At 44.5% G+C, this 24,040-nt stretch carries 24 protein-coding genes; 1 reads left to right on the top strand and 23 read right to left on the bottom strand.

Annotated features, from left to right (window positions below; all coding sequences use genetic code 11):
• Window positions 1-202: 202 nt before the first annotated feature.
• The 19 genes from JCM16456_RS08155 to JCM16456_RS08070 all read right to left on the bottom strand — a co-directional run bounded on the left by JCM16456_RS08155 (window position 203) and on the right by JCM16456_RS08070 (window position 20,025).
• On the bottom strand, window positions 203-919 hold the full coding sequence (locus tag JCM16456_RS08155; RefSeq protein ID WP_068713747.1) for an SLATT domain-containing protein: 717 nt from the start codon (window positions 917-919) through the stop codon (window positions 203-205).
• Window positions 920-926: 7 nt separating this feature from the next.
• On the bottom strand, window positions 927-2,216 hold the full coding sequence (locus tag JCM16456_RS08150) for a nucleotide-binding domain-containing protein (protein WP_068713746.1): 1,290 nt from the start codon (window positions 2,214-2,216) through the stop codon (window positions 927-929).
• 9 nt (window positions 2,217-2,225) lie between these two features.
• Window positions 2,226-2,459 (bottom strand): DUF2188 domain-containing protein, encoded by a 234-nt coding sequence (locus tag JCM16456_RS08145; protein ID WP_068713745.1) that lies wholly within the window; start codon window positions 2,457-2,459, stop codon window positions 2,226-2,228.
• A 422-nt stretch (window positions 2,460-2,881) separates the two neighbouring features.
• Window positions 2,882-3,910 carry a HoxN/HupN/NixA family nickel/cobalt transporter gene (locus JCM16456_RS08140; RefSeq protein WP_068713744.1) on the bottom strand — a complete coding sequence of 343 codons (1,029 nt, stop codon included), beginning with the start codon at window positions 3,908-3,910 and terminating at the stop codon, window positions 2,882-2,884.
• 365 nt (window positions 3,911-4,275) lie between these two features.
• Entirely contained in the window at window positions 4,276-5,028 is a 753-nt protein-coding gene (locus JCM16456_RS08135) for a 5'-nucleotidase, lipoprotein e(P4) family (protein WP_068713743.1), read from the bottom strand.
• A gap of 219 nt (window positions 5,029-5,247) precedes the next feature.
• Entirely contained in the window at window positions 5,248-6,477 is a 1,230-nt protein-coding gene (locus tag JCM16456_RS08130) for a methyl-accepting chemotaxis protein (protein ID WP_068713742.1), read from the bottom strand.
• 7 nt (window positions 6,478-6,484) lie between these two features.
• Window positions 6,485-6,865: a response regulator gene (locus tag JCM16456_RS08125; RefSeq protein WP_068713741.1), complete on the bottom strand. Its 381-nt coding sequence runs from the start codon at window positions 6,863-6,865 to the stop codon at window positions 6,485-6,487.
• Window positions 6,858-7,118, bottom strand: a complete 261-nt coding sequence (locus tag JCM16456_RS08120) for a hypothetical protein (protein ID WP_068713740.1) — start codon at window positions 7,116-7,118, stop codon at window positions 6,858-6,860. The genes JCM16456_RS08125 and JCM16456_RS08120 overlap by 8 nt, the downstream gene beginning before the upstream one ends.
• Window positions 7,108-9,381, bottom strand: coding sequence for a chemotaxis protein CheA (locus JCM16456_RS08115; RefSeq protein ID WP_068715977.1), 2,274 nt, complete (start codon window positions 9,379-9,381; stop codon window positions 7,108-7,110). Before JCM16456_RS08115 ends, JCM16456_RS08120 begins: the two co-directional genes overlap by 11 nt.
• Window positions 9,382-9,392: 11 nt before the next feature.
• Window positions 9,393-9,761: a response regulator gene (locus JCM16456_RS08110; protein WP_068713739.1), complete on the bottom strand. Its 369-nt coding sequence runs from the start codon at window positions 9,759-9,761 to the stop codon at window positions 9,393-9,395.
• Window positions 9,758-10,606 (bottom strand): CheR family methyltransferase, encoded by an 849-nt coding sequence (locus tag JCM16456_RS08105; protein ID WP_068713738.1) that lies wholly within the window; start codon window positions 10,604-10,606, stop codon window positions 9,758-9,760. The genes JCM16456_RS08110 and JCM16456_RS08105 overlap by 4 nt, the downstream gene beginning before the upstream one ends.
• A 5-nt stretch (window positions 10,607-10,611) precedes the next feature.
• A complete protein-coding gene (locus JCM16456_RS08100) occupies window positions 10,612-11,268 on the bottom strand; it encodes a HEAT repeat domain-containing protein (RefSeq protein WP_156430481.1) in 657 nt (218 codons plus the stop codon).
• On the bottom strand, window positions 11,255-12,337 hold the full coding sequence (locus JCM16456_RS08095; RefSeq protein WP_068713736.1) for a chemotaxis protein CheB: 1,083 nt from the start codon (window positions 12,335-12,337) through the stop codon (window positions 11,255-11,257). Before JCM16456_RS08095 ends, JCM16456_RS08100 begins: the two co-directional genes overlap by 14 nt.
• A 28-nt stretch (window positions 12,338-12,365) precedes the next feature.
• On the bottom strand, window positions 12,366-13,925 hold the full coding sequence (locus tag JCM16456_RS08090) for a chemotaxis protein CheW (protein WP_068713735.1): 1,560 nt from the start codon (window positions 13,923-13,925) through the stop codon (window positions 12,366-12,368).
• 12 nt (window positions 13,926-13,937) lie between these two features.
• A complete protein-coding gene (locus JCM16456_RS08085) occupies window positions 13,938-15,860 on the bottom strand; it encodes a methyl-accepting chemotaxis protein (protein ID WP_068713734.1) in 1,923 nt (640 codons plus the stop codon).
• Between the two features lie 274 nt (window positions 15,861-16,134).
• The gene (locus JCM16456_RS23635) at window positions 16,135-16,302 is read right to left on the bottom strand and encodes a hypothetical protein (RefSeq protein WP_156430464.1); all 168 of its coding nucleotides are present in this window, start codon (window positions 16,300-16,302) and stop codon (window positions 16,135-16,137) included.
• Between the two features lie 421 nt (window positions 16,303-16,723).
• A complete protein-coding gene (locus tag JCM16456_RS08080) occupies window positions 16,724-17,680 on the bottom strand; it encodes an aldo/keto reductase (protein WP_068713733.1) in 957 nt (318 codons plus the stop codon).
• A 30-nt stretch (window positions 17,681-17,710) separates the two neighbouring features.
• Entirely contained in the window at window positions 17,711-18,505 is a 795-nt protein-coding gene (locus JCM16456_RS08075) for an SDR family NAD(P)-dependent oxidoreductase (RefSeq protein WP_068713732.1), read from the bottom strand.
• 326 nt (window positions 18,506-18,831) lie between these two features.
• Window positions 18,832-20,025 (bottom strand): class I SAM-dependent methyltransferase, encoded by a 1,194-nt coding sequence (locus tag JCM16456_RS08070; RefSeq protein ID WP_068713731.1) that lies wholly within the window; start codon window positions 20,023-20,025, stop codon window positions 18,832-18,834.
• A gap of 333 nt (window positions 20,026-20,358) precedes the next feature.
• Between JCM16456_RS08070 and yccX the strand changes: the two genes are divergently transcribed.
• A complete protein-coding gene (yccX, locus tag JCM16456_RS08065; RefSeq protein ID WP_068713730.1) occupies window positions 20,359-20,628 on the top strand; it encodes an acylphosphatase in 270 nt (89 codons plus the stop codon).
• Between the two features lie 20 nt (window positions 20,629-20,648).
• Here the strand turns inward: yccX and JCM16456_RS08060 are convergent, their stop codons facing one another.
• From JCM16456_RS08060 to JCM16456_RS08045, 4 genes are all read right to left on the bottom strand, one after another.
• Window positions 20,649-20,978 (bottom strand): TusE/DsrC/DsvC family sulfur relay protein, encoded by a 330-nt coding sequence (locus JCM16456_RS08060; RefSeq protein WP_068713729.1) that lies wholly within the window; start codon window positions 20,976-20,978, stop codon window positions 20,649-20,651.
• 114 nt (window positions 20,979-21,092) lie between these two features.
• Window positions 21,093-21,755, bottom strand: coding sequence for a Bax inhibitor-1/YccA family protein (locus JCM16456_RS08055; RefSeq protein ID WP_068713728.1), 663 nt, complete (start codon window positions 21,753-21,755; stop codon window positions 21,093-21,095).
• A 404-nt stretch (window positions 21,756-22,159) separates the two neighbouring features.
• Window positions 22,160-22,912: an amino acid ABC transporter ATP-binding protein gene (locus JCM16456_RS08050; protein ID WP_068713727.1), complete on the bottom strand. Its 753-nt coding sequence runs from the start codon at window positions 22,910-22,912 to the stop codon at window positions 22,160-22,162.
• 21 nt (window positions 22,913-22,933) lie between these two features.
• The gene (locus JCM16456_RS08045; RefSeq protein ID WP_068713726.1) at window positions 22,934-24,040 is read right to left on the bottom strand and encodes an amino acid ABC transporter permease; all 1,107 of its coding nucleotides are present in this window, start codon (window positions 24,038-24,040) and stop codon (window positions 22,934-22,936) included.

Below are 24,040 nucleotides of genomic sequence, written 5' to 3'. Positions count from 1 at the left end.
GCTTCTATATACTTGACCCAATCTGACGGAAACGATTTAGAGCATTAGTTCTAGCTCATTTCTGTCCAGAACCTTCACAGTGGGCACTTTCTAACGCAAAAGTGCCCCCAAATGAGTTAGAGCATAATTGATATCAGTATAGTAATGACAGGGGAAAAAGGGATGAATGTCTCATCCCTTTGTTGACTATTTGGCATCAGGATTAGTGTCCTGGCTCTGTTGGTTGAGGGAGTTCACAGCGATGAGTCTGAGCGTTGGCTGAGTCTAGACTTTTTACGGTAACTAAGAAGCAAGTAGTGGTTGTTTCAGGAAGTGCTTGCTCTGTGCTCATATTGCTATCGGCATGCCAATTTTTCAGAACAATACCCCCTCCAATTAAAACGGCACAGATAGTCAGAGTGAAAGACAAAGGTAGTTTGTCTCTAAGTAGTGAGAAATTTTTCTGCTCGTCCACCCACTCAATCTGGTGTTGCCAGAAAAACTTATAGTGTGCGTACCAATCGCTAAAGAGGATCTGTTTACTAATGTTGCCGCTGTAGTAGCTAGACTCTATCTCAGATAGCTCTTGCTCAAAAGCAGAAGTGTCAGTGCCATTGTCTGATTTCACACGACAATATAAGTCTCTCAATTTGTTGTAATATTGAGTTAGTTTTACGCCTGCTTCTTCGTATTTATCTTTTTGTGAGTCATACATAGTAATGTACAGGCTGACAATACCAAGGATGATGAATGTAGCAGATAAAAATTTAGTTGATAGCCCATCTAAAACAAGAGCATAGATACCAAATACCATGGAGAAAAAGCTAATCAATCCAGGGGTCTTGCTCACAATGTCATAAGTGGCCAAGTGCTTTTTAGCCCCAAAACCGACGTTATAGCCAGTTGTGGCAATATTCTTTAGCAACTCATCTTTGTTCATAAATATCTCATTGAATCGGGACGTGAATACGGTCTTTTGCTACAACGATACCATTTTTAATGGCATAGCATTCAACTATATGTTCACCTTTGAAACTGGTTGATTCATTGCGTCTTTTGTAACCGTCGTCATCAAAAATCTGACCACGAATGCAGTCTCTCTTCTGTGCTTCAGCTCCCCGATTTAGAACTTTCCATTTAAGTTGGTATGGCTCTGGCACTTGAATGTCAGAAACAGTGAACAAGAGTTTTTTATTTACGAGTAGGGGGATCTTGTGTGCCAGCATGTCCGTTAAAAAGTGCTCCCTATAGCCTCTTTGAGACACTTCGCAGTCAAGGCTTAGTGGGTAGCGAATGTCAATTGGGAAAAGGTCTTCGATAAATTGCTCTGTATTACGCCATGTGGAGCGGCTTTCTAAAGCTTCAGCAACTGCTTTAGTAACTGTTGCTGCTACTGGGAATGGACGACCATAAACCTTTTTCCATTTCTCGTGAGAAGCATCACCTGCATCAATGGCTTTAAGGCATAACTCGTGAGCTTTTTTGGCCTTACGTTGAAACTGTTTTTTCACTTTTACATGCTGACCACTACCTAATGCAGCGAAGCGATCTTGCTTGGGGAGCTTTGAGAGGTATTCAAAGAAGTCTCGGCTCATATAGTCATAGTAAAGAAAGCCTTTATCATCATAGTAGTCTGTTGATTTCAGAAAGTTATGAGCAAGCGTATCTATAAGCAGCCCTCCCATACCAACACCATGCTTATTCTTCCAGGCTCGGGCCATTCTGCATAAATTACGCAAGTTGTTGTTCTTTTCTCTACTAAACTCCGTCATTGCAGCGATTTCTTCACGGGGCTTAGTGATTTTCCAACTACCGCCATTATAGGTATCAGGATATTTGAAACTGCCATCATCCTGTTCAAACACTGGCTGAACTTCAATATGAAAGTTCGTATATGTTACTGTAACAACGAGTCTATCTACGCGAACATCAGTTGTTGGGTATCGAGCTTTGATTGCATCACGAACATCGCTGAGGAGTTGGGACTGTTTTCCATCTTTATAATAATCCCATTTTCCTTTGGGCATGATATACAGCATATCTAGGTCAGAAATGCCTTTGATCGCTGTCCAGCGGCCATATGAGCCTACTTGGAGACTATTAGCTTTTTTAGATTCAGTATCACGAAATTTCTTGTTGAGGCTAACTGTGATTTCATCGTAACGGTTACTGATCTTATCTGAATTATCGATCTTCAAATTTTGCAAGAAATCACGGAACATCTCTGTAATAGCCATATTTTCTTCTTATTTCTTGTCTTTCGGTGGATGAGGATCGTTTCCATAACTATTGCCAGCTCTAATCTTTCCATCGCGACCGTGAATCTTGGTGTCAGTGCGTTGATTGCGGGCAATTTCTTCTGCTCTCTCAATCGCTTCCTTTTGTGTTTTAGTAACTTTCGTCGCTTTGTTGTTTCCTGCGCCTTTAACTGCCCATCCGTCTGGATGTTTCACAACGTGCTGGTTCTTTCTTGTAGACATATGGTTATTCCTCTTTTTGAAACAGATACAACCTTTTCGTAAATCTCCAGTACGCTATTCACTAGCCCATATGTACGCATGGAGATGGACATAAACACAATATATAGTGTTTAAATTAACCATTCAAGCTGTGTGTGTATTGTTACCCTGGATTTGATGGAAAGTTAGCGAACTTCATATTTTAAAAGTAGATTATTGAGTGGGGAGTCAGTAATTAATGTAGTGGCATAGTGACTCTGGCCACTACATTAGAGGTTTTGCTATACCTCAAGTAATCCGCTAAATGCTAATTAAGCAGTGCATATAACACGGAAATGTCCAAAAACTACTTACAACAAACTGTAATCACCCTATAAAACAATTTACACCCACAAAAAAGGTGAAGCCCCAGCTTCACCTTCCCCAAAACCCCAACCAAAACCTCACCCCACCAACCTATGATACCCGCGCAATCGATAGTTCAGCAGCGACACCACCCAGCAGGCGATCATAATGCCGACAATCCAGAAGCCGATATCGCCGAGTTGGTCGTTGGCGTTCATTACCCAATCGCTGAAAGTGGAGTGCCAGTGGCCTTTTTCGGCAAGTAATCCTAACGCTTCAAAGCCGCCGATCACCAAGGCGACAATCAATGATGACGCGGTAATAGTGAGGTTATAATAGAGCTTACGAAACGGTTGTTCGAATGCCCAGCTGTAGGCTTTCACCATAATGACGTTATCGACGGAATCAACAAACGCCATGCCGGCTGCGAACAGAGCAGGGAAGACCATAATGGTGCTCAGGGGTAAACCATTGGATGAGCTGGTGGCGGAGATAGCCAGCAGCCCGACTTCGGTAGCGGTATCAAAGCCTAAGCCAAACAGAAAGCCGACTAAGTACATTTGCCAGCTGTGGTTGATAAAGCGAAACAGGCGGCGATAAATCCATGTCATCATTCCGCCGCCTAATGGCTCTTCTAACTCATGGCTCAATACGTTGGTGTTGCCTTGTTTGACTTGCTGATATTTTTTCCAGACATCTTTAAAGATCAGAAAGTTGATTAACGCCAAAATCAACAGAAACAGCGCCGAAACGGAGGTGCCAATTGTGCCGCCCACATCTTGAAACCAGCTGAGTTCGTTACGCCATTGGGCGGTGGCAAGGCCAACTAAAAGGGATGCCAATATAACAATCGAAGAGTGTCCGAGTGAGAAATACGCTCCCACCGCAACTGGCTCTTTGCCTTGTTGCATCATCTTACGGGTTACGTTATCAATCGCGGCAATATGGTCGGCATCGACCGCGTGGCGTAGGCCATAGGTCCATGCGAGCACCGCAGTGCCAATCAAGGTGGGATGATCGCCAAAGACAGAAAATGCCCAGATCCAAATCGCAGCATTGAGCAGCGCAAGGCCAATCAGTAGTAAACGGGCGCGGGTTCGCGTTGAGTAGCAGTGAGACACTAGCATTCACCTCTAAGTCGTTGTAACTGAGCTATTAGAGGGCAGTAAAAGCGTGATAAGTACTAGGGTAGAGGTGCGTTGGCATCCTCTGCGAGAGTAGAGAAGACTGTCTCCTAATAACCACTTATTTCATATGGTTTAGGGCAATATACGCTTGGCTCTAGTCGATCGCTAGCCCGGTATGCAGTTTTCCCTAAAAAGTATGATGTAAATCAGTTTAGGCTTAGGTAATGATTCTGATGGATTTTTTGGCTTGTGTGCAGGATCCCCCTCCAACTCCCCCCTGAAAAAGCTAGGGGGAGAACTGGATAGAGAATACGTTTAATTTTGCGATTAGCTCGGGCTATTGAGCCCGAGCCTTGACTGACTTGCTACTTTTCTTGCCAAGTAGTTAGCGGTGCTTTTGTCCAAGCGCCGTAGCTGGCGTTAGGAAAGACAATCCAGTCTTCACCAAAATGCTGACGGCTTTTTTCAACTAAGTCGCGATTATATTGGGTGTCTTTCTTATTTTTAAATTGAGCGGAAACATCCGGTAGGCTATCACCCATTAGCATCACTATTTTGTGGTGTTTGCTGATGCTATTACGACGATCTTCTTTTGATGTGCCATATAACAAAACATGGTCTTCTTTTACTTGAGGCAAACCTAAAGCAGCCAAAGTTTTGAGTGTGTACGCTTTATTTTCGTTGTAGCGATCCGATACGTAGAAAATAGCCACACCTTGTTGGTTAGCGTATTGGGTAAATTCTTTTGCACCCGGAATCAGGTTTGGGTTGCCTTTTCTTTCCCAATCAGACCAAGTATCCCAACTGGTGTAATCGTGGCAATTTTGCATGTCACGCACCAACAGTGGCGAGTTATCAAGTACGGTTTCGTCTAGGTCCATGACTACCGCAAGTTTTTGTGGTGCTTTGTTTTTTTCGATAATATTTGCAAGGCGTTGCTCGGCAAAATGGTAAGTTTGCAGTTGCAGAGCCGCAATTTCAGCAGACTGCTGTTGATAACGCAGTGCCATTTCATAGCTTTTAGCTTGGCAAATATTACTCGATTGAGCAGCGAAAGAGGGTGATGATAATAGAGACGCGGCAACAAGTGCCGAAAATAATAAAGACTGCTTTTTCATTTATACCACTTCAATGTGTTTATTTAAGGCAAGACGATAATGACTCTTTATGACAGAAATATGATGTATCTATTTAAGAGTGATTTAATCTTCATAGAAATTAATTTCACTAATCACTAAGCAAATAGTTTATCTAACTCAGTGAGTGGATTAGCCTAAATAAAAAACCACCTCATGTTAAGGTGGTTTAGAGAAAGTGTTGCTTAGGTTAAATTTTGACTAAAATAATTCGACTTTTGGTAGCCCATTTGTTGAAGTGGTCGATCCGGCTGCCTCAAATCCATTATCAACATAGTTACAGTGGCGTTCAAAATCATGTTTGTATTCGTCAGCCAGTTTACGCAATGTTTCGGTGTATTCTAGCTCTCGAGTTCGCATGTCATTGATTCGCATGCCATTGAATAGGTCGCCAACTAAAAGATGCTGCTCACGCATTAAATGCTCGATACTGTCTAGCTTTTGACGCACAATATCCTGGAACTGGGTACAAGCCATACTACCGCTAATGTTTCGCTCTAGATCATTGGTATAAAGCATAATTTGGGTAATTTGGTTTTCGCTCAATTCACGCACAGCACCAAAACTCTCGCGTAAGCTTTGTACCGACTCGATCATTTGGTCGGCTTTGTCGGACTGTTCGCAACTCTCTTTGGTCGCATTTTCAAAACGAGTCGTAACATCTTCTCGTAAGCTCTCGATTTCTTTGGTAATTTGCTCAGCCGCTTTGCCTGCACGCTGGGCTAATTCACGCACTTCATCCGCGACCACGGCAAACCCACGGCCCGCCTCACCACAACGTGCTGCTTCGATAGCGGCATTGAGTGCCAGTAAGTTAGTCTCATTGGCGATATTTGAAATGACCTCCGTGATTTCATTCAAACCCAACACGCGGTTAAGCACGTTGTTCACTTCTTCACGTTCAGTTTTAATATTGTCCATCAAACTGCGCGTGTTATCTGCTAGGTGAGAAATAACATTGGTGTGTTCGTCCAGCGTTTCTACCATGCTTTTCGAATCAAACTCCATGTCTTTAAGGTAATGAGTAAAGTTTCCTGCTGCATCATCTAAACTGGCTATGTGATTGAGAATGTCTTCAGTAGCTCGTTGTGCATCTCCGTTCACGTTTTCGATGTGATCTGCTACCACACGATTTAAGTCTCGATATTCTTCAACCCAATCGCAAATGGAAGAGACAGTTTCAAAGTGTTTTTCCATCTCAACGCGATGATCTTGTTGGGTTGCACTAATCGCCATTGAACCTGCTTGTAAAACCAGTGTGGTCGAAAACAGTAAAACGACGGCTATCGATACAGGAAGATAGGCCCAAACAGGTAATAGAGGTACGGCACACACTATAGCTAAGCTACACGCTATGCTACCTGTCACTAAAAACACGATAAGCTTTGCTTTATTTTTTTTATCTAGCCAGTTGAATAGGTGATGCTTCATAAACACCTCACGCAATACTTCCCGGTAACACTTGATTAATGACAGCTTTCAATTGTTCAGCTGCAACGGGTTTAACTAAATACCCAGTGGCGCCTTTCGCTCGAGCTTCATTCCTTTTTTGTTGTTCTTGTTCGGTGGTTAGCACCAAAATAGGGGTAAACCGACAGGCACCTAAAGTACGAGCTTTACCTATAAAGGTAATGCCATCCATACGTGGCATATTGATATCGGTTATGATCAAGTTAGGGCGCAGGCCATTATTTAATTTGCTAAGTGCTTCCTCACCATCACGTGCTTTTTCTACATTGAAACCAAGGCGAGTAAGAATCGATTCAACGCTCATTAACACTGTACTAGAGTCATCAATAATAAATACCATTTTAGCCATTACTTTCTCCTTCAGGTACAACAATTTCCGCTGCACTCAACCAACTAAGAAACAGATCGTCGCTGGGTAGAGCTGTTATTTTGGGCTTGGCAAACATTAAGGTTTGCAACACTGCAGTGTGAATATGAGTGCATCGCTTAAAATTAATACTAGATGCTGGAGTAGACTCTAGCCACTCAAAAAGCTCTTGAGCTTCCTCTACTGAAACACTGTCAATCAAATGTGCTACACGAGTCTTATATTCAACGGGCATGACGGATAACCTCCTCTGTGTCGAGTACTAGTAGTACACGGCCATCACCCATGATGGCTGCTCCGCGGTAGATTGAAAATGGTGCAAGGGCCCCCTCTAATGGTTTGATAATGACATCTTGGCCTTCTTGCAGCTTATCTACGGCTAATCCCAAAATGTCTTCGCCAACGCGCACGACAAGTACCGGTTGAATATCGGGTTTATCGCTTGGCTCTCCCATATTAAAGACGTCTTTAAGGTAGAGAACGGGCACGGTTTCGCCGCGTAGAATAAAGGTGTCAAAACTTTTCACGCGGCGGATATCTTTATTACGGTCGATTTTAAGTGTTTGGATCACTGACTCGACAGGAATAGCAAATGATTGTTCTGCCAATTCAAACATCATCACGCGTGAAATGGTCATCGACAGAGGCAACACCATGGTCACTTCACTGCCTTTCCCTTCCTCAGAGGTGAGCGTAAGCGTGCCACCGTTGCGCTCAATCGCTGAACGTACGGCGTCCATCCCTACACCACGACCAGAAAGGTCACTCACTTGTTCGGCAGTGGAAAAACCCGCTTCAAAAATTAGGTTAATGACTTCTTGCTGGGACATGCGCTCAAGCTTACTGGCATCAACCAATTGACGCTCAAGCGCTTTGGCACGTACCCGTTGCTCATCGATGCCTTTACCATCATCACTGATTTTAATGACCACAGAGTCGTCGTGCGTGTAGGCGCTTAAGGTGATTTTTCCGGTTGGGTTTTTACCGTTACGTACGCGATCTTCTGGCATTTCTATGCCGTGGTCGAGGGAGTTACGAATCAGGTGTACTAATGGTTCGGAGAGATCTTCCACGATGCTTTTATCCGCTTCGGTCTCTTCCCCTTCAATAATCAAATCAACCTGTTTACCCAGTTTTTTCGAGATATCGCGAATCAAACGCGGGTAACGTTGGAATACCGTTGCTAGAGGTACCATCCGCACTTGCATTACAACCGACTGTAAATCTTCTGCTAAACGAGAAATAACGGTTTGTTCTGATTTGATGTCCTGTGCCAGTTTGCGTACGCCAAACTCATTCTCTGCTCGGTAAGCAAGGTATTGCATCGAGTTCTTAGCGACGATGAGCTCGCCAACCAAATCCATCAAAAGATCGACTTTGTCTTGGTCAACTTTGAGGGTTTTGATCTGTTTTTTCTTCACCTTCTCAATTTGATCGTTAACGGAAGTTGTGGCTGGAATTGTAGGTTCAAGTTGCTCGGTTTCAATCACCGCTTTATGGTCGTCAAACGATTGAATGATACGTTGTAGCAACGTGATTATCTGCTCTGGTGGCATGGTTTCATCGACGGGCTCTGGGCGGTCGATGATCTGGCATGCTAAAGAGCGATAAACTCGAATGACAGAGCGAATGGTGCCAAGGCGAATCTCTGGAGCGCTTTGCTCGGTTTCTAATAAGCGGATTTGATGAGAAACGATGTGCTTAACGTAATCGATACGCTTATCGACGGTGTTATCGGATGTCGTTTCTTCTGCAAATCGATATAGCTGATATTGGCTCTCAATCGGTTCAAGTTGTGCTGTGACTGCTTCCACATCACTTTGCGTTAATACATAAAAGGTGAGCTGTGATTGATAAATATCGAACGGCTCTGTGTCTGGGGTTAACACCACTTTCTTCCAGACCACTTGAGGTACGCTTTTCATCCACGCCAGCGGATCGTCACCGGAGAAAAAGCATTGGCGATCCGGTTTATAGACAATGAGCAGGGCATCGTCATATTGCTCAACGTTATCGATGTCTGACAGTTGGTCGCGGCCAAGTTGTTCGGCTAACCAGTTTACCGCAACAGTGGTAACCGTATCGACATCTGTTCCTGACGGCTCGGTATCCACGACGGTGTCGATATGATTGATGTTTTTAAATTGAGCAATCATGGCTTGGCTTATGGAAGTTGCTTGTTCATCAAGCTTTTCTTGGCTTTCTAGATCGTCAATCCACAGCATTAATTGGTCGCAGCCGCCCAAAAATAGGTCAATGAGTTCACTTGATAAACTCATTTTACCGTCGCGGATTTTTTGCAGTAAATCTTCCATCTTGTGGGTGAGTTGGGTAAAAGGCTCTATTCCCTCAATGACGCCAGAAGCCCCTTTAACCGTGTGAATACCACGAAACAGTTCGTTGATAATAGCGGCATCGCCAGGGCTATTTTCCAAATCGAGAAACGTTTTGGTGGCTTGTTCAAGCAGTTCTCGGCTCTCATTGATAAAGTTTTGCATCAATGGATTCATTACAGACCCCCAAACATTAAAGTCACAGTTTGTTGCAGTTCTTCAGGATTAACCGGTTTAACCAAGTAAAGGTTAACGCCGACATCAATGGCTTTGACCTGGTCATCTTCTTGCGCTTCTGTTGAAATCATGATGACAGGAATGTCCGCGAGGTCTTCACGGCTACGCAGCTCTTTCACTAAGGTAAAACCGTCCATTTTCGGCATATTGATATCAACTAAAAACAGATCCACCTTTTGCTCCAAAGCACGTTCTAAGGCTTCTACACCATTTGCTGCTTCAATGACAAACGCGCCAATTTCGTCCAGTAAGGCCTTGTGGTACATGCGAACTGTCGAAGCATCATCTACGACCATTACCTTTTTCATGACACGTTCTCCTTAAGCGGTTTGATGTAACCCGTCGATTTTTTAAAGCGCTTAACCTTAAATGATGATGAAATTCGACTCATTGATTCTGAATGGCCGAGGAATAATATGCCGCCAGGATTAAGTTGCTCATAGAAAAGTTCTATGGCATTACGGCGAGATATATCATCAAAATAAATCAGTAAGTTGCGGCAAAAAATAACGTCCATTTGGCCAAGCCTTTTGGCCTCATAACGATTGTTTAAGTTAAATTTGGTAAACCGAACCGATTCACGAATCTCGTCACAGATTTGATAAAAGCCATCTTCTTGTAACTTGAAGTAGCGATTTAACAACGCTGGCGAGAGGTTTTTCACCGCTCGCGCACTAAAACGACCTTGATGTGCTCGTTTTAAAATTTCAGTGTCGATATCTGAAGCAATAATTTCGATGTCAACACTTTCAAGTTTTGGCCAATGCTCCAAAAGATAAAGTACGATGGAATAGGGCTCTTCACCACTCGAACAAGGAATCGACCAAATCCGAAGTAGTTGATTCGGGTTGTCACGCACCAACTCGTTTAATGTCTCTTCCACGAGTGATTCCAGTTGAGCGGTTTCACGGAAGAAGTAGGTCTCGTTCACGGTTAGGGCATTTATCAATGCTTGCATTTCTTCGCCACTCGATTGAAAGCGTAAGAAAGTAAAATAACCACGAAAACTATGGTGTTCCGTTTCTTCGATGCGCTGAACAATACGTTTATCAACGAAATAACGTTTGTTGTCTTCAAAGAATATGCCGGTTTTTTGATAGAAAAAATCTCGAAACCGGAAGAAATCTGCTTCTGTTAGATGAATCTCATTCATAGGGTTCATCCTTCACTTGTTAGCCGGTCAATTGCCACTTTGCAGGCAAACTGAATGTAAGCAACAGCAGAAAATCGTTGTTGAGCTTGTTTTACATCCTCTAGCAACGAGGGATCCGCCAATTGGGTGATGCGGTCGATAGCGGCACCGATCACGTTGACGTGAGTTTCTTTTCTTAGAATCTCTCTCAGCCAGTTTGGTACTCCATCATGAGGAAGTAGCCCCAAGATATCGACGGCAAAAATGCGCACATCGGGATTGCTGTTGTGTATCAAATCACTCATGTATGGTGCGAGCAATTCTGGCGCGTTCTGTAGAAGCTCTATCGCTTGATTACGAATAAATGGGCTTTCTGAGGCTAGAAACCCTGTCAGTTTCTGCACGACTTCGTCACACAGGTGACTTCGCAACGAAGAAAACGCCACTTCACCGAGGTAATTTGACTCTTCATTTTCAATCAACGTAATGATGTCATCTAGGAGAGGCAAAATAGCTTGGCTATCGAACAAATCAAGGTCATGCAACGCCGCAATTTTTTCCTCTTCTGTGCCATTTTTTAGCTGAGGTTGAATGTTTGCTACGGATGTTAAGGGCGCAAGTTGCACGTCTTCGAGTTCAATCTCTTCGTTTACCAAAGTTTTGTTTTGTTTAATTAACACCATTGGTTACCTCTTTCGGAAAACGATGGATACGGTGATAGAGTAGGCGTCCTAGCTCTTCCGGTGGTGCTTGGGTTATGTCTGGACACAGCGTCAGCAGCGATTTCGGCATGCTATCTACCACACATGAATCAGGCGATTGAGCCAACACTAAACCGTGCTGGGAGGCAACCTTGGCCATTTCTTGCGCCCCATCGTTGCCAAGCCCCGTCATCATGACGCAATTAAGATTTTTCCCGCCAAGCGTACGTTGTCCACTTTCAACCAGCTTGGATACACTGGGATGCCAGACAAAACGGCCATCGAGAGGGGTTGGCATTGCGACAAGTTTGCCACCACGCTCGCTAATGATGCAGTCGCGATCACCTTTGCAGACATAAATATGGCTTTCTTTGAGTTCGGTTGCGCCCGTAATTTCCAATACGGGCAAATCAAGCACCTTATCAAGGCGTTTAGCAAAGGCGGCAGTGAAAGTTTCTGGCATGTGTTGACAGATGATAACTGGTTGAGGGTAATCCGCGGGTAGTTGCCTAACCAAGCGTTCCACACAGCCAGGTCCACCGGTTGAAACGCCAATGATAGTGACGCCTTGAGCCTTATCGTAGCTCACCTTAATAGGTTTAGGTTCTTTGGCAGGAAGAGGTTCGCTATGCGGGCTGTTTGTTGCGTGTACTGCCGCGCGTTGTTTCCCTGCGGCTTGAATGACTTTAGAGCGCAGCTCTTCTTCGAGGCTATGCAAGCCGTTAGATACGGTGCCGCCTGGTTTACATATGAAGTCTACAGCGCCTAAATAGAGTCCTTCTAAGGTCACCAAAGCGCCTTCCTCAGTTAAAGAGGAAAGTAACACGACTGGTGTCGGACGGTCAGACATAATATGGCTTAAACAAGTCATACCATCCATCTTCGGCATGTTCATATCAAGCGTAATGACATCGGGTTGCCACGAATGCAATTTTTCCAAAGCATCCAACCCATCACGTGACGTTTGTAGTTGCACGTTAGGAATGCCACTTAAAATGTTACAGATGGTGTAGCGCATCAACGCAGAGTCATCAACGACAAGGATTTTCATGGCTCTCTCCCTGAGATAATAACAACGACTATGTGTCTAAACCGTCAGCCTCATTGGCTGCCATGTAGAGTTTGTACATTTCTGTGTTACTGAGAAGTTGGTCTGCCGATAGCACGCCAATCATCCGCTGATTGTAGTTAACAACTTGCTTCATTAGATTTGCTTGCTCTTCACTGAGTGTCGGTGCATATTCCAACTGTGACTCTGGAATACGTAACACTTCACTGACAGAATCCACTACAAATCCGGTGGAAACCCGGTCGAAGTTCACGACCAAAATCCGCTGACGGTCGTGTCGCTCCATCTCTTCAAGTTGAAAGCGTTTACGTAAATCAACGATGGGTAATACATTACCGCGTAGGTTGATCACGCCTTCGATAAAGTCATCGGTACGTGGTACGCGACTAATATTGGATGGAATACGGATGATCTCTTGCACCGCGTGAATGGAGATGCCAAATTCTTCTTTATCCAACTTAAAAATAACCAGTTGAGTATCGGTGCTGTCATCGTCTGAGCTATACAGATCGTCTTCCATGTCATTCATTTCTATTCCCTCTTGCTTCACTACATCCGTCAATGAACCAACGGTGTCGGAGTCAAACAGGTTACTGACATCCACCACGCTTAGTGTGCGTTCACCATTATCTAAGTTACAAATGGCACTGATGTCGGTCGATTTCCCCATCGATTTCATGATTTCTGGCACTGGATCAAGAAGGGAGTCGTGTAAGCGAATCACTTCACGTACCGCGTCAATCACAATGCCAATTGGAATAAGCTGTCCTTCATTAACGAAGTTGACCACTAGTACACGATGGCTTTCGTTAAACTCGACCTGAGGTAAACCAAAAAGGGTACGTAAGCTGACCAAAGGCAAGGTTTTGTCACGCAGGTTCATCAGACCTAAAATCGCTGGGGCGGCTTTCGGGACGCGAGTGATACTTTCTGGAATACGCACGATCTCTTTAGTGTCTTCAAGATAAAATGCATATTCCTGTTCGTCGACCACGCAACACACCAGTTGACGCATTGAGGTGTCGTCTTCATCCACGTCGGTTTCGCTGTGGGCTTGCATTGCCGCATTACCAAAACGTTTCGAACATCGGTCAATTTCACCTTGCATTGAATCGCCCAGCAGTTTCTCTGAGTTCAATACTTGGATGATATTGTCATCGGTATGGATGGTGTTGGTGATGAGCTCTGCGTCAATGTTGCCACCGGCGGTATTGGTCTCTTTTATCGAGCTTGGCTCGGGTGTTGCGACATTCAACACTCGGTCGACAGTAAAGCCGACTTGAGTATTGGCAATATTCATCACAATAACGCGTGTTGCATCCGTTAACTCAGTTGCTGGCTGCTCCAAAATGGCGCGTAAACACAATACGGGCAAAATTTGCCCGCGAAGGTTCGATAACCCAGTAAGGTAGTCTGGTGTTAACGGCACGGTAAAGGTCAGCGGTTGGCGAATAATTTCTTCTACGTCGTTCATGGGGACAGCGAAAAACTCGTCACCCAATACAAAATTGACGTATTGAGTGAAGTGTTCTTCATTTTCCACGATCGCTTCTTGAGTCTGTTCTATCATAGAGCACCTCGATTAGAAGGATTGCAATTCATCAGCAACGGCGGCAATGTTCTCAATGGCTGAAGCCAATTCATCGGTGCTTGAACTTTGTTGTCTTGCGGCTGCCGATGCTTCATTGGTCGCTTGTGAGGCTTCTTCTGCCGCAGAACCAATTTGTTGCATGCCACCACGAGCTTCGTTGATCGATTGTTCGATTCCGTCTGCGCTTTGTGAGATCTTCATACTACCGTCTACCACACCATTCATGCTCTCTTTTACCGTTTCGAGTTGTTTGGTGGTAAGGGCGGCTTTATTCGCTTCTTCTAAGACGGAATTCAAAATCTCGGATAGATCTTTGCGTACCGCATTGATTTGATCTTGGATATTTTTCACTTGGTCTTTGATCTGCTCGGCGTTTTCTGCTGCATCATTAGCTAGGTTTTGAATGTCGGTAGATACCACCGCAAAACCTTTACCGAACTCACCCGCACGTGCGGCTTCTACCGCGCCATTAACTGCTAGCATTGCGGTTTGAATCGATACGTTGGAAATACCATCAACGATTTTGTCGATTTGACGTGAAATACGCTCCATATTGGCCATTTCACGTAAGTTTTCACGGGCTGCATTGGTTGATTCGGTTATCGCCAAAATCATTTCATCAACCGTATTTTTGTTGCTATTGATGCTTTCAAGCATTGATTCGCATGAGGTGAGACCGCTAGTAGCACGTTCTTTACCCAGTTTTGCCCCTTGCTCGATTTGAGTCAGGCTTGTGATGCCTTCTTCAACGCTGGATGACATGACTTTTGCACCATCGTTAATTTGGCGTAATGCGCCCATGATTTCAGAGGATGCACGGCTGATCTCTTCAATACTGGCGGAAAGCTCTTCTGCTGCTGAGGCAACTTCTTCGGCAGATTTTTCCATGTCGGTTGAGGTACGAAGGTCGTCAGCAAGTTCATCAAGCGCTTGAGCGGCATTGACTGCTCCATCAAGAGCCATTTGTTGTTGATCGAGCGTTTTTAAGCTCTCTTCACAAGCGGCTGATTGTTCTTGAGCCGAATGAGAGACAGATTCTGCCCCTTTCAATGCCATTTCTGCCGCAGTTGACATTTCGTTGGCAGCGTTGAGAAGAAGGTCAGAATCGCGTACTAAATCGCCCATTTCGTTACGTATTTCAGACAACTGATTGCTGACGACTTTGCCTTTTTCTACCTCTTGAGCCGCTTTTTCTGAGCTCGATTTCACCCCTTGAGACACCATGGATGCGCCGTCTGAAATGTCTTTAATCAAACTTTCAATATTAGCGGCGTTGGTTTCCGCCTTCTCAGCCAAGGTTCGGACCGTATCTGCGACCACCGCAAAACCTTTACCGTGCTTGCCTGCTCGTCCGGCTTCAATGGCTGCATTGAGTGCGAGTAGGTTAGTTTGGTCAGCAATGTGAATAACCTGTTTAACCGCATCGCCAATTTTGGCTGCTTGTTGAGTTAAATCTTCCATGCGTTTTACGGAGTCGTTTTGGCGCTCGGAAGAGAGTTGCACGTTATCTACCATTTCTGAAATTTTTTGTGCAACTGAGATAATGTCTTGCTCTACCGACGTAATGATCGTCTTGGACTGCTGAGCGTAAGAGGCCTGCTCGCTAATGAAGGTGCTCATTTGAGAAACGGCTGTTTCGCTTTGTTTGGTTGCAGAGGATGACTCTTCGGCACCAACAGCAATTTGCTCCATCGATGAACGTAGCTGGTTCATTGCCGAGGAGTTTTCTTCAAGTCCGGCAAGTAGCTCGGCAGTTGCACCAGCAATACGTTCCGCGGCTTGCTGCTTCCGCGCTAAAGTTCTAGCTTGTTTACGTAACTCGTCTGCCTCTTTTTTCGGTTGACCTGCAGCAGATGGAGTGGGGGATAGCTTCGTAGCAAATTCCTGTGACGATACATGTTTCTTCAGCGCCATAGCGACCTCGTATATTCCCTGATTAGTGACAGTCGATCATTAAGTCTTATTAATGAGAATTTGGTTAAAAAAGTAACCAAAATTTATCAATACTTAATTTAGACCCATTTTGTCGCACTGGAGTCGCTCTTTAGAGGTAAATCTTCCCTTTTGAGTTTGTTATTTTTTGAAGTTATGTTGGTGATAAAACAGTTAGTATACCCAAGTAACCTCAAGATGCGGTTTCAGCGAGAATGTATTCGCTTATAGGCAAGGCACCGATTTGAATACATAGTTATTCTACGTAGAAAATCGGTAACGTAGCATAGAAGCGAATACAACTCGCCCTTTGGGAGCTCATCAACAAGCCCATCTCTGCGCCCAATGACGTTGAAAGGGAATGACCATTCCTGCCGTCATTGAGCTTGACCTGTGCTCGTTGATGAAGCTCTGAAGTCTGCATCTTGAGGTCATTTGGGTATAATTGGCGTTTTGATTAACTATCTGATATTAAGCTCGTTCTAGCCAGTGTGGTTTAAAAAGTCGGCTCATGATTCGGATTCAAAAAATGACGATTGACTGATAGTAAATGAGAGATGACTATTTTTGGTATTGGTATTGGTATTGGTATTGGTATTGGTAGTTCTTGTCAAAGCGTCAGGCGCTGCATTGCTTAGTAGGGTAAACAGTCAGTCATCGCGACCAAAGAGAGTTGTCACTAAATAGGCGAAGGCCGCCACCTGAAGGGAGGTGGCGGTATAGTGGATATACTAAATAACCGTTCCTAATTATGCTCCATTTTTACTCATCAGAGTCCCATGGAGGGGGTTATGCAAATCCTCGTTCAGCATTTGCCTAATTGATTTACATTGGGGAACAGCTAGTTAGGCTTTTCCTGCCTCAGTTAAGAGGGCTAATTCTTGCGCAGTGAGCGAGAGTTCAATCGCTTTACGGAAGTTTTCTACATGAGTACGTTTGGTTGCGCTGGCGATTGGGGCGGTTACTGCTTTTTCTGCAATAAGCCAAGCCAGAGCCACTTGAGCGGGTTCTGCGTTGTGCTGTTCTGCAATGTGATCAAGTGCGGTAAGAATGCGTTCACCTTTGGCGTTGAGGTATTTTGCAATACCTTCACCGCGGGCACTTTTACTTAGATCATCTTTAGTGCGGTATTTGCCGGACAAAAAGCCAGATGCCAAGCTGTAGTAGGTTACCACACCGATGTTTTCTTTGAGACACAAGGTTTGCAGTTCACTATTAAAACCATCTCGGTCAAATAGGTTGTATTCAGGCTGTAGCACTTGGTAAGCGGGTAGGTGATGCGTTTTGGCTGCAGTAAGCGATTTGCCCAGTTGAGCGGCGTTGAGGTTGGATGCGCCAATGGAAAGAATTTTGCCCTGTTTTAATAGTTCTTGATACGCGCTCAACGTCTCTTCGTATGGGGTTTCTTCGTCAGGCCAGTGGGAAAAGTACAAATCAATGTGGTCGGTTTTTAGGCGAGAGAGGGATTCATCAACCGCTTGTATGATCCATTTTTTGGAGAGGCCTTTTTTGCCCGGTTGACCTAAATCAGCGCCCACTTTGGTAAACAGTTTCACCTTGTCGCGCATGGCGGGTCGCGAAGCGAGCCAGTTGCCAATGATGGTTTCGGATTCTCCACCTTTATTGCCGGGGGCCCATGCGGAGTAAACGTCTGCCGTATCGATGGCGTTGAAGCCAAGATCAACGAAGGTATCTAAAATATCAAAGCTGGCTTTTTCGTCGATGGTCCAACCAAACACGTTGCCACCGAAGACCAAAGGCACAATATCAAAACCGGTTGTACCTAATGTTACTTGTTTCATTTTCTACTTCCTTTTCGCTGATAAAGTGAATTACAAAATGTCGTCAACCACACCGCCGTCGACACGTAAAGCCGCACCACTGGTTGCGGATGCTTGTTCTGAACAAACATAAACCACCATATTAGCCACTTCTTCAACGGTGGCGGCGCGTTGTAACACCGAACTTGGGCGATTGGCTTGAATGAAGTTTTTCGCGATCTGTTCGGCGCTTAAGCCGGTTTTTTCCATTTCTTCTTTCACCATGTCGCGAAAACCATCAGAGAGTGTTGGCCCAGGTAACACACTGTTGACGGTGACCCCCGTGCCTGCAACACGTTTAGCTAGACCTCGAGATAAAGAGAGCTGCGCCGTTTTTGATACGCCATAATGGATCATGTCTGCAGGAATATTGCGCGCAGATTCAGATGAGATAAATACTACTCGTCCCCAGCCTCGTTGTTCCATGGTTGGCAAAAAGGCACGGGAAAGACGTACGCCCGACATGACGTTGGTTTGCCAATATTGTTCCCACGTCGCATCACTGGTGGCAAAGAAATCTTCAGGTCCATAGATGCCCGCGTTGTTAACCAATACATCCACTTGACCTGCTGCATCAATTAAACGCTGACAACCAGCGTCGTTACTCAGATCGGCGGCGATACCTTTCACATGCATAGTGGGGACTTCGGTGTGGAGACGGTCCATTGCGCGATTAACGCTCTCTTCTGATCGACCATTAATGATCACTTGCGCGCCACTTTCTCCAAGTAATTTGGCAATAGCGTAGCCGATACCTGCAGTTGAGGCGGTAACAAGCGCGGTTTTGCCAGTAAAACTAATTTTCATATAAACTTCCTTTTATTATTAAAGCGTGTTCATATGCATTGTATGCCTAAATGATGATGAAGTAGTGAGGTAGTTGGCGGTGTGAGTTTTTTTAACAGAAACTTGATGTAATGAAAGAGTTAAATGTGCAATTAGAGGGTGCGCGATAGGGACTTGTTATGGATGTCAATCACACCATCACAGAAGCTACCGAAGGAGATTCGTGTCACTAAGAATGGTCACTAGGAATGGTGGTTAGAAGTAGTGATCACGATGTTAGGAGCGTAATGATAAAAAGACCAAGCAAGTTGCTTGGTCTTTTTATTACTTGATAACGGTGATTGCAATTATAATACCTTGCAAGCAAAGCCTTTTAGGTAGAAACCTTCTGGGTAAGCCGTATCGATAGGATGGTCGCCAGCTTGTTCAAAGCGTTCAACAAACTTAACAGTACGACCCGCATCTACTGCAGCATCTGCGATGATTTTTTGGAACAACACTTGATCCATCAAACCAGAACATGAGTAGGTCAGTAATGTGCCACCTGGTTTGATGATTTGCATTGCGAGCATGTTGATGTCTTTATAGCCACGACAAGCACCGTTCAATTGTGCTTTTGATTCGGCAAATTTTGGTGGGTCCATAACAACCACATCAAATTGCGTACCTTGGTCGCGGTATTCGCGTAGCAGTTTGAACACATCCGCATTGAGGAATACAGCGCGTTTTTTCGAAATATCAAATTCGTTAAGTTCGGCGTTAAATTTCGCGGTATCCAATGCAGGTTGAGATACGTCGGCATTAATCACGCGTTTTGCGCCGCCTTTCAGGGCATAAAGACCGAAACCGCCAGTGTAAGAGAAGCAGTTCAATACTTCTTTGTCTTGCACGTATTTCATAGAATGGAAACGGCTATCACGTTGGTCTAAGTAGAAACCCGTTTTGTGACCTCCGACGATATCAACGCTGATTTTCACGCCATTCTCTTCAATCACGACGGATTTTGGTGGCAATTCACCGTGCAGCAGACCAACACGCTCTTGCAAACCTTCTTTCTTACGTACCGCAACGTCGGAGCGTTCGTAGATTGAGCAAGTAGGGAAACAGTGCACTAATGCTTCAATAAGCGTCTCTTTGCAGTATTCAGCACCAGCGCTAAGCAACTGACACACTAAGAAATCTTGATATTTATCGATAGTGATGCCTGGCAGACCATCTGATTCTGCCGCAATCAAACGGTAGCCGGTTAGGCCATCGCGTGCAATAAGTTCATCACGTAAGCTTTGCGCTTGCTCGATACGTTCAATAAAGAACGCTTTGTCGATAGGTTGTTTGGTAAAGCTCCAAATACGGGCACGAATCTGAGAATTAGGAGAATACGCGGCTTTCGCTAACCAATGTCCTTCATGAGAGTAAACATCGACTGTTTCACCTAATTGAGGTTCACCTTCCACCTTTTGAATGCCACGAGAGAAGATCCAAGGGTGACGGCGCAGAACAGATTTGTCACGGCCTTTAGCCAGATAGATTGCAGGAGTCATTACGCTACTCAATATCGCTATTTAATAAAGGGCGATATTGTCATGTAACTGCTAGGGAAAAGCAAATGAACCCGCATAAAAAAGCTGTATTAATGCATGAGTTAAAAAAAACAACACTGAACGTATGTAACCCTTTGTGGGTAGATGAATATGCTAACAATTTAAAAAAAACTGGAATATTAACCAATGTAAGCGAACCCGAATGAATATGAGAAAGAAGAAACAACGTCTAATAAGTTGGGATCTGGATTGGGTTTCTTCTGTTAGCTCACAGGTAGAATCTATGAACAAATTTAGTAATGGATTGAAACGAAATGGCTATGAGGGAACATCATGACATGTGAAAGATTTACCGTTTCAGGTGTGGTGCAGGCTGTTGGATTTCGCTATTTCACCGCCCATGAGTGTTTGAAGCTAGGTTTAACTGGCTATGCGAAAAATCTGTTTGATGGCAGTGTGGAGGTGGTGGCGCATGGTAGCCCTGAACAGCTCGATGCACTACATACATTTCTAATTAAAGGGCCAAGAACCGCTGTGGTGGATAATGTGATACGTGAAGCGGTTTCTTGTGACGTTGAATATACCGGTTTTGAAATATTGTAGGGCAGAGCGCCCTACAAGGTTTATAAACACTTCGCTGGTTTGGGTAAGCCTGCTAATTTTGTTGCCTGTTTCGCTGGGCCTTTAGGAAATAGCTTAAACAGATAAATACTGTTGCCTTTCTCTTTGCCGTACTCTTTTTCCATTGCTTTCACGAGCATACGAATCGCTGGTGAAGTATTAAACTCTTCATAGAAGTGACGAACAAACAGGATCACTTCTCTATGAGCGTCGGTTAGGTTGATGCCTTCTGCTTCTGCAAGCACTGCAATCATCTCTTCTTCCCATAAAGAAGAATCTAACAGATAGCCTTCTTGATCCGTGTCGATTGATTTGCCTTGGTATTGAATCATTTTTAGTGTCCCCAATCGTAATGGGCGATAGGGTACCCAAGAGCAGTAATTGCCTCAAGCAGAAAATAAAAAAGCCCAGGAAATTCCTGGGCTGTTTTTGCTGTCTCTTATCGTTTAGTCGTCGTTCATGATGCCAAGAATGCTTAGCAAGCTGATGAACAAGTTGTAAATCGATACGAACAAAGTAACTGTCGCTGAGATGTAGTTAGTTTCACCACCACGAACGATTTGCTGTGTTGTTAGCATGATTGCGCCTGTAGAGAACAGTATAAATAAGCCGCTCATTGCTAGGTAAAGCGCTGGCATAAAGAAGAACAGGTTAATTACCGTACCGACTAGAAGTACAACAAAACCTGCCATCAATAAGCCACCGATGAACGATAAATCACGTTTGGTGGTAAGGGCATACGCTGATGCGCCTAGGAAGGCAAGTGCAGTACCGCCAATGGCAGTAATGACTACATCACCCATGCCTGCGCCCACGTAATAGTTCAGAATTGGGCCTAAGGTATAACCAAGGAAGCCCGTAAACAAGAACGTGAACACTAAGCCCATGCCATTGTTGCGGTTCTTTTCTGTTAAGAAAAGCAAACCATAAAAAGCAACTAGTGTGATGATGATGCCAGGTCGAGGAAGGTTCATCGCCATGGAGACGCCTGCCACGATCGCTGACCAAAGTAGAGTCATTGACAGTAGTGCATAAGTATTTCTCAGCACCTTGTTCGTTTGCAAAGCACTTTCTTGTGTGCTTGAGCGTGAGTACATAGGACTATTCATATTCTTCCTCGTTAAAGGGTTACCATTTATTTTTTAGACCATGCCACAACAAAAAGTTCAACTATTTGTTATTGCTGGCCTTAGTGTGGCACTGCTACCGTGCAAGTGCACCTGTTTCCGAATTAAATTGGGGTCATTTAACACTTTTTCAAGTTGATTGTAGGATAAATGTCCAGTCGTCACTATTAAAGTGGTTAGCCCATTTCGGCAACAAATTTATCGGTTTAATCATAATAAAATTCAGGTAACAAACGTATGACCAAGTTGTAACACTATATGTCATGGTTTGTACGCTGTATTGGATAAAACATCTTTAAACCATAGGGGCAGTATACGGTTAACTATATAATAAGCAAAAGAAAAGAGGCATAGAGCCTCTTTTCTTTGGTTGGAGCATACTGAAATCAGTGATGCAATATTTGTGCTAGGAAGTTTTGCGTGCGATCCGATTGTGGATTTTCGAAGAAATCTTTTGGATTGTTTTCTTCAATGATCTCACCCGCGTCCATAAAGATAACCCGGTCGGCCACTTCTTTGGCAAAGCCCATCTCGTGCGTTACGCACAGCATGGTCATACCTTCTTCCGCAAGCTCAACCATAACGTCGAGTACTTCACGCACCATTTCTGGGTCCAAAGCCGATGTTGGTTCATCGAACAACATGACTTGTGGGCTCATGCAGAGTGAGCGAGCAATCGCAACACGTTGTTGTTGGCCGCCTGATAACTGCCCAGGGAACTTATCCGCTTGATCAGGAATCTTAACGCGTTCGAGATATTTCATCGCAATCGCTTCCGCTTCCTCTTTTGGCATTTTTTTCACCCAAATTGGTGCTAGCGTACAGTTTTCCAAAACGGTGAGGTGAGGGAAGAGGTTAAAGTGTTGGAAACACATTCCTACTTCACGGCGCACCAATTCGATGTTTTTTAGATCTTCCGTTAACTCATTACCCGCGACAATAATTTGCCCTTTTTGGTGTTCTTCCAAACGGTTAATGCAACGAATCATGGTCGATTTACCTGAACCTGAAGGGCCACAAATAACGATTTTTTCGCCCTTTTTTACGTTCAGATTGATGTTTTTCAGTACGTGAAACTCACCGTACCACTTGTTCATGTCCTTCAACTGGATCATTAAATCAGTATCTTGTTGCGTCATAATACGTTCCTTGAATCTTGCTTATCGTTTGTGGCCGGTATTGAGTCGGTTTTCGAGCCAGATTGAATATCTCGACATACCAAAACAGAACACCCAGAACACTAACGCGACAAAAACATAACTTTCGTTTGCAAAGCCCAACCAAGCAGGGTCGGTAGTCGCTGATTGACCCACACCCAGTACGTCAAACATACCGATGATCATCACCAAGCTGGTGTCTTTAAAAAGACCGATAAAGGTGTTTACGATGGAAGGAATGGTGATCTTTAATGCCTGTGGCAAAATAATCAGCCCCATTTTCTTCCAGAAGCTTAAGCCTAAGGCGTCTGCTGCTTCGTATTGGCCTTTAGGAATGGCTTGCAAGCCACCACGGACCACTTCCGCCATATAAGCTGCACTAAACAGGGCAACCCCAATCAAGGCTCGTAATAGTTTGTCGATGTCGTGACCTTGACTTAGAAACAGTGGGATCATGACCGATGCCATAAACAGCACTGTAATCAGGGGTACACCTCGCCAAACTTCAATGTAAACCGTACTTAGGGTGCGGATTAAAGGCATGGTTGAGCGACGGCCCAGTGCCAACACGACACCAATAGGAAGTGATACCACAATGCCGACCAGTGCAATCACTAGCGTTACCATCAAGCCGCCCCACTTGTGGGTTTCTACTACAGGTAAACCTGCGTAGCCACCGAATAGGAGACCTGCGATAAGGAATGGGTAGATCAGAATAAAAAATCCAAAAATCCATTTACGGCCTGGCGTTTTCTCATAAGCCATCGCGGCAATCAGTACCGCCAATGAAGCGAAGAATACACGTGGACGCCACAGTTCGTCTGCTGGATAGAAACCATACATGAACTGTTCCCAACGTACGCGGATAAACACCCAACAAGCGCCGTCGCGGGTACAAGCATCACGGGTAGCTCCAACCCAATCCGCTTTTATTACGGCCCAGTCGAGTACAGCCCAAATACCGCGAATGGCAAGCAGTGCAAGTATAATGGTCACAATGCTGTTGATGATGCCATTGAATAGGTTCTTTCTAAGCCAACCGACAACACCGGTCGTGTTTACTGGTGGCGGCAGACTTGGCTGAAATTGATGTACTTTCTGCGCTTTCAT

Origin of the sequence: Vibrio tritonius (assembly GCF_001547935.1) — a bacterium.
GTDB lineage: Bacteria > Pseudomonadota > Gammaproteobacteria > Enterobacterales > Vibrionaceae > Vibrio > Vibrio tritonius.
Note: the sequence above shows the minus strand (reverse complement) of the source record. Positions and strands in the feature narration are given on the sequence as shown.

Bases quoted from the DNA above. Each gene is read 5' to 3' on its own strand.
- JCM16456_RS08105 (WP_068713738.1), bottom strand. From the start codon at position 10,606: ATGAATGAGATTCATCTAACAGAAGCAGATTTCTTCCGGTTTCGAGAT.
- JCM16456_RS08125 (WP_068713741.1), bottom strand. From the start codon at position 6,865: ATGGCTAAAATGGTATTTATTATTGATGACTCTAGTACAGTGTTAATG.
- JCM16456_RS08090 (WP_068713735.1), bottom strand. From the start codon at position 13,925: ATGATAGAACAGACTCAAGAAGCGATCGTGGAAAATGAAGAACACTTC.
- JCM16456_RS08085 (WP_068713734.1), bottom strand. From the start codon at position 15,860: ATGGCGCTGAAGAAACATGTATCGTCACAGGAATTTGCTACGAAGCTA.
- JCM16456_RS08070 (WP_068713731.1), bottom strand. From the start codon at position 20,025: ATGACTCCTGCAATCTATCTGGCTAAAGGCCGTGACAAATCTGTTCTG.
- JCM16456_RS08075 (WP_068713732.1), bottom strand. From the start codon at position 18,505: ATGAAAATTAGTTTTACTGGCAAAACCGCGCTTGTTACCGCCTCAACT.
- JCM16456_RS08050 (WP_068713727.1), bottom strand. From the start codon at position 22,912: ATGACGCAACAAGATACTGATTTAATGATCCAGTTGAAGGACATGAAC.
- JCM16456_RS08055 (WP_068713728.1), bottom strand. From the start codon at position 21,755: ATGAATAGTCCTATGTACTCACGCTCAAGCACACAAGAAAGTGCTTTG.
- JCM16456_RS08100 (WP_156430481.1), bottom strand. From the start codon at position 11,268: ATGGTGTTAATTAAACAAAACAAAACTTTGGTAAACGAAGAGATTGAA.
- yccX (WP_068713730.1), top strand. From the start codon at position 20,359: ATGACATGTGAAAGATTTACCGTTTCAGGTGTGGTGCAGGCTGTTGGA.
- JCM16456_RS23635 (WP_156430464.1), bottom strand. From the start codon at position 16,302: ATGCAGACTTCAGAGCTTCATCAACGAGCACAGGTCAAGCTCAATGAC.
- JCM16456_RS08115 (WP_068715977.1), bottom strand. From the start codon at position 9,381: ATGCAAAACTTTATCAATGAGAGCCGAGAACTGCTTGAACAAGCCACC.
- JCM16456_RS08120 (WP_068713740.1), bottom strand. From the start codon at position 7,118: ATGCCCGTTGAATATAAGACTCGTGTAGCACATTTGATTGACAGTGTT.
- JCM16456_RS08130 (WP_068713742.1), bottom strand. From the start codon at position 6,477: ATGAAGCATCACCTATTCAACTGGCTAGATAAAAAAAATAAAGCAAAG.
- JCM16456_RS08145 (WP_068713745.1), bottom strand. From the start codon at position 2,459: ATGTCTACAAGAAAGAACCAGCACGTTGTGAAACATCCAGACGGATGG.
- JCM16456_RS08140 (WP_068713744.1), bottom strand. From the start codon at position 3,910: ATGCTAGTGTCTCACTGCTACTCAACGCGAACCCGCGCCCGTTTACTA.
- JCM16456_RS08080 (WP_068713733.1), bottom strand. From the start codon at position 17,680: ATGAAACAAGTAACATTAGGTACAACCGGTTTTGATATTGTGCCTTTG.
- JCM16456_RS08150 (WP_068713746.1), bottom strand. From the start codon at position 2,216: ATGGCTATTACAGAGATGTTCCGTGATTTCTTGCAAAATTTGAAGATC.
- JCM16456_RS08155 (WP_068713747.1), bottom strand. From the start codon at position 919: ATGAACAAAGATGAGTTGCTAAAGAATATTGCCACAACTGGCTATAAC.
- JCM16456_RS08095 (WP_068713736.1), bottom strand. From the start codon at position 12,337: ATGAAAATCCTTGTCGTTGATGACTCTGCGTTGATGCGCTACACCATC.
- JCM16456_RS08045 (WP_068713726.1), bottom strand. From the start codon at position 24,040: ATGAAAGCGCAGAAAGTACATCAATTTCAGCCAAGTCTGCCGCCACCA.
- JCM16456_RS08110 (WP_068713739.1), bottom strand. From the start codon at position 9,761: ATGAAAAAGGTAATGGTCGTAGATGATGCTTCGACAGTTCGCATGTAC.
- JCM16456_RS08060 (WP_068713729.1), bottom strand. From the start codon at position 20,978: ATGATTCAATACCAAGGCAAATCAATCGACACGGATCAAGAAGGCTAT.
- JCM16456_RS08135 (WP_068713743.1), bottom strand. From the start codon at position 5,028: ATGAAAAAGCAGTCTTTATTATTTTCGGCACTTGTTGCCGCGTCTCTA.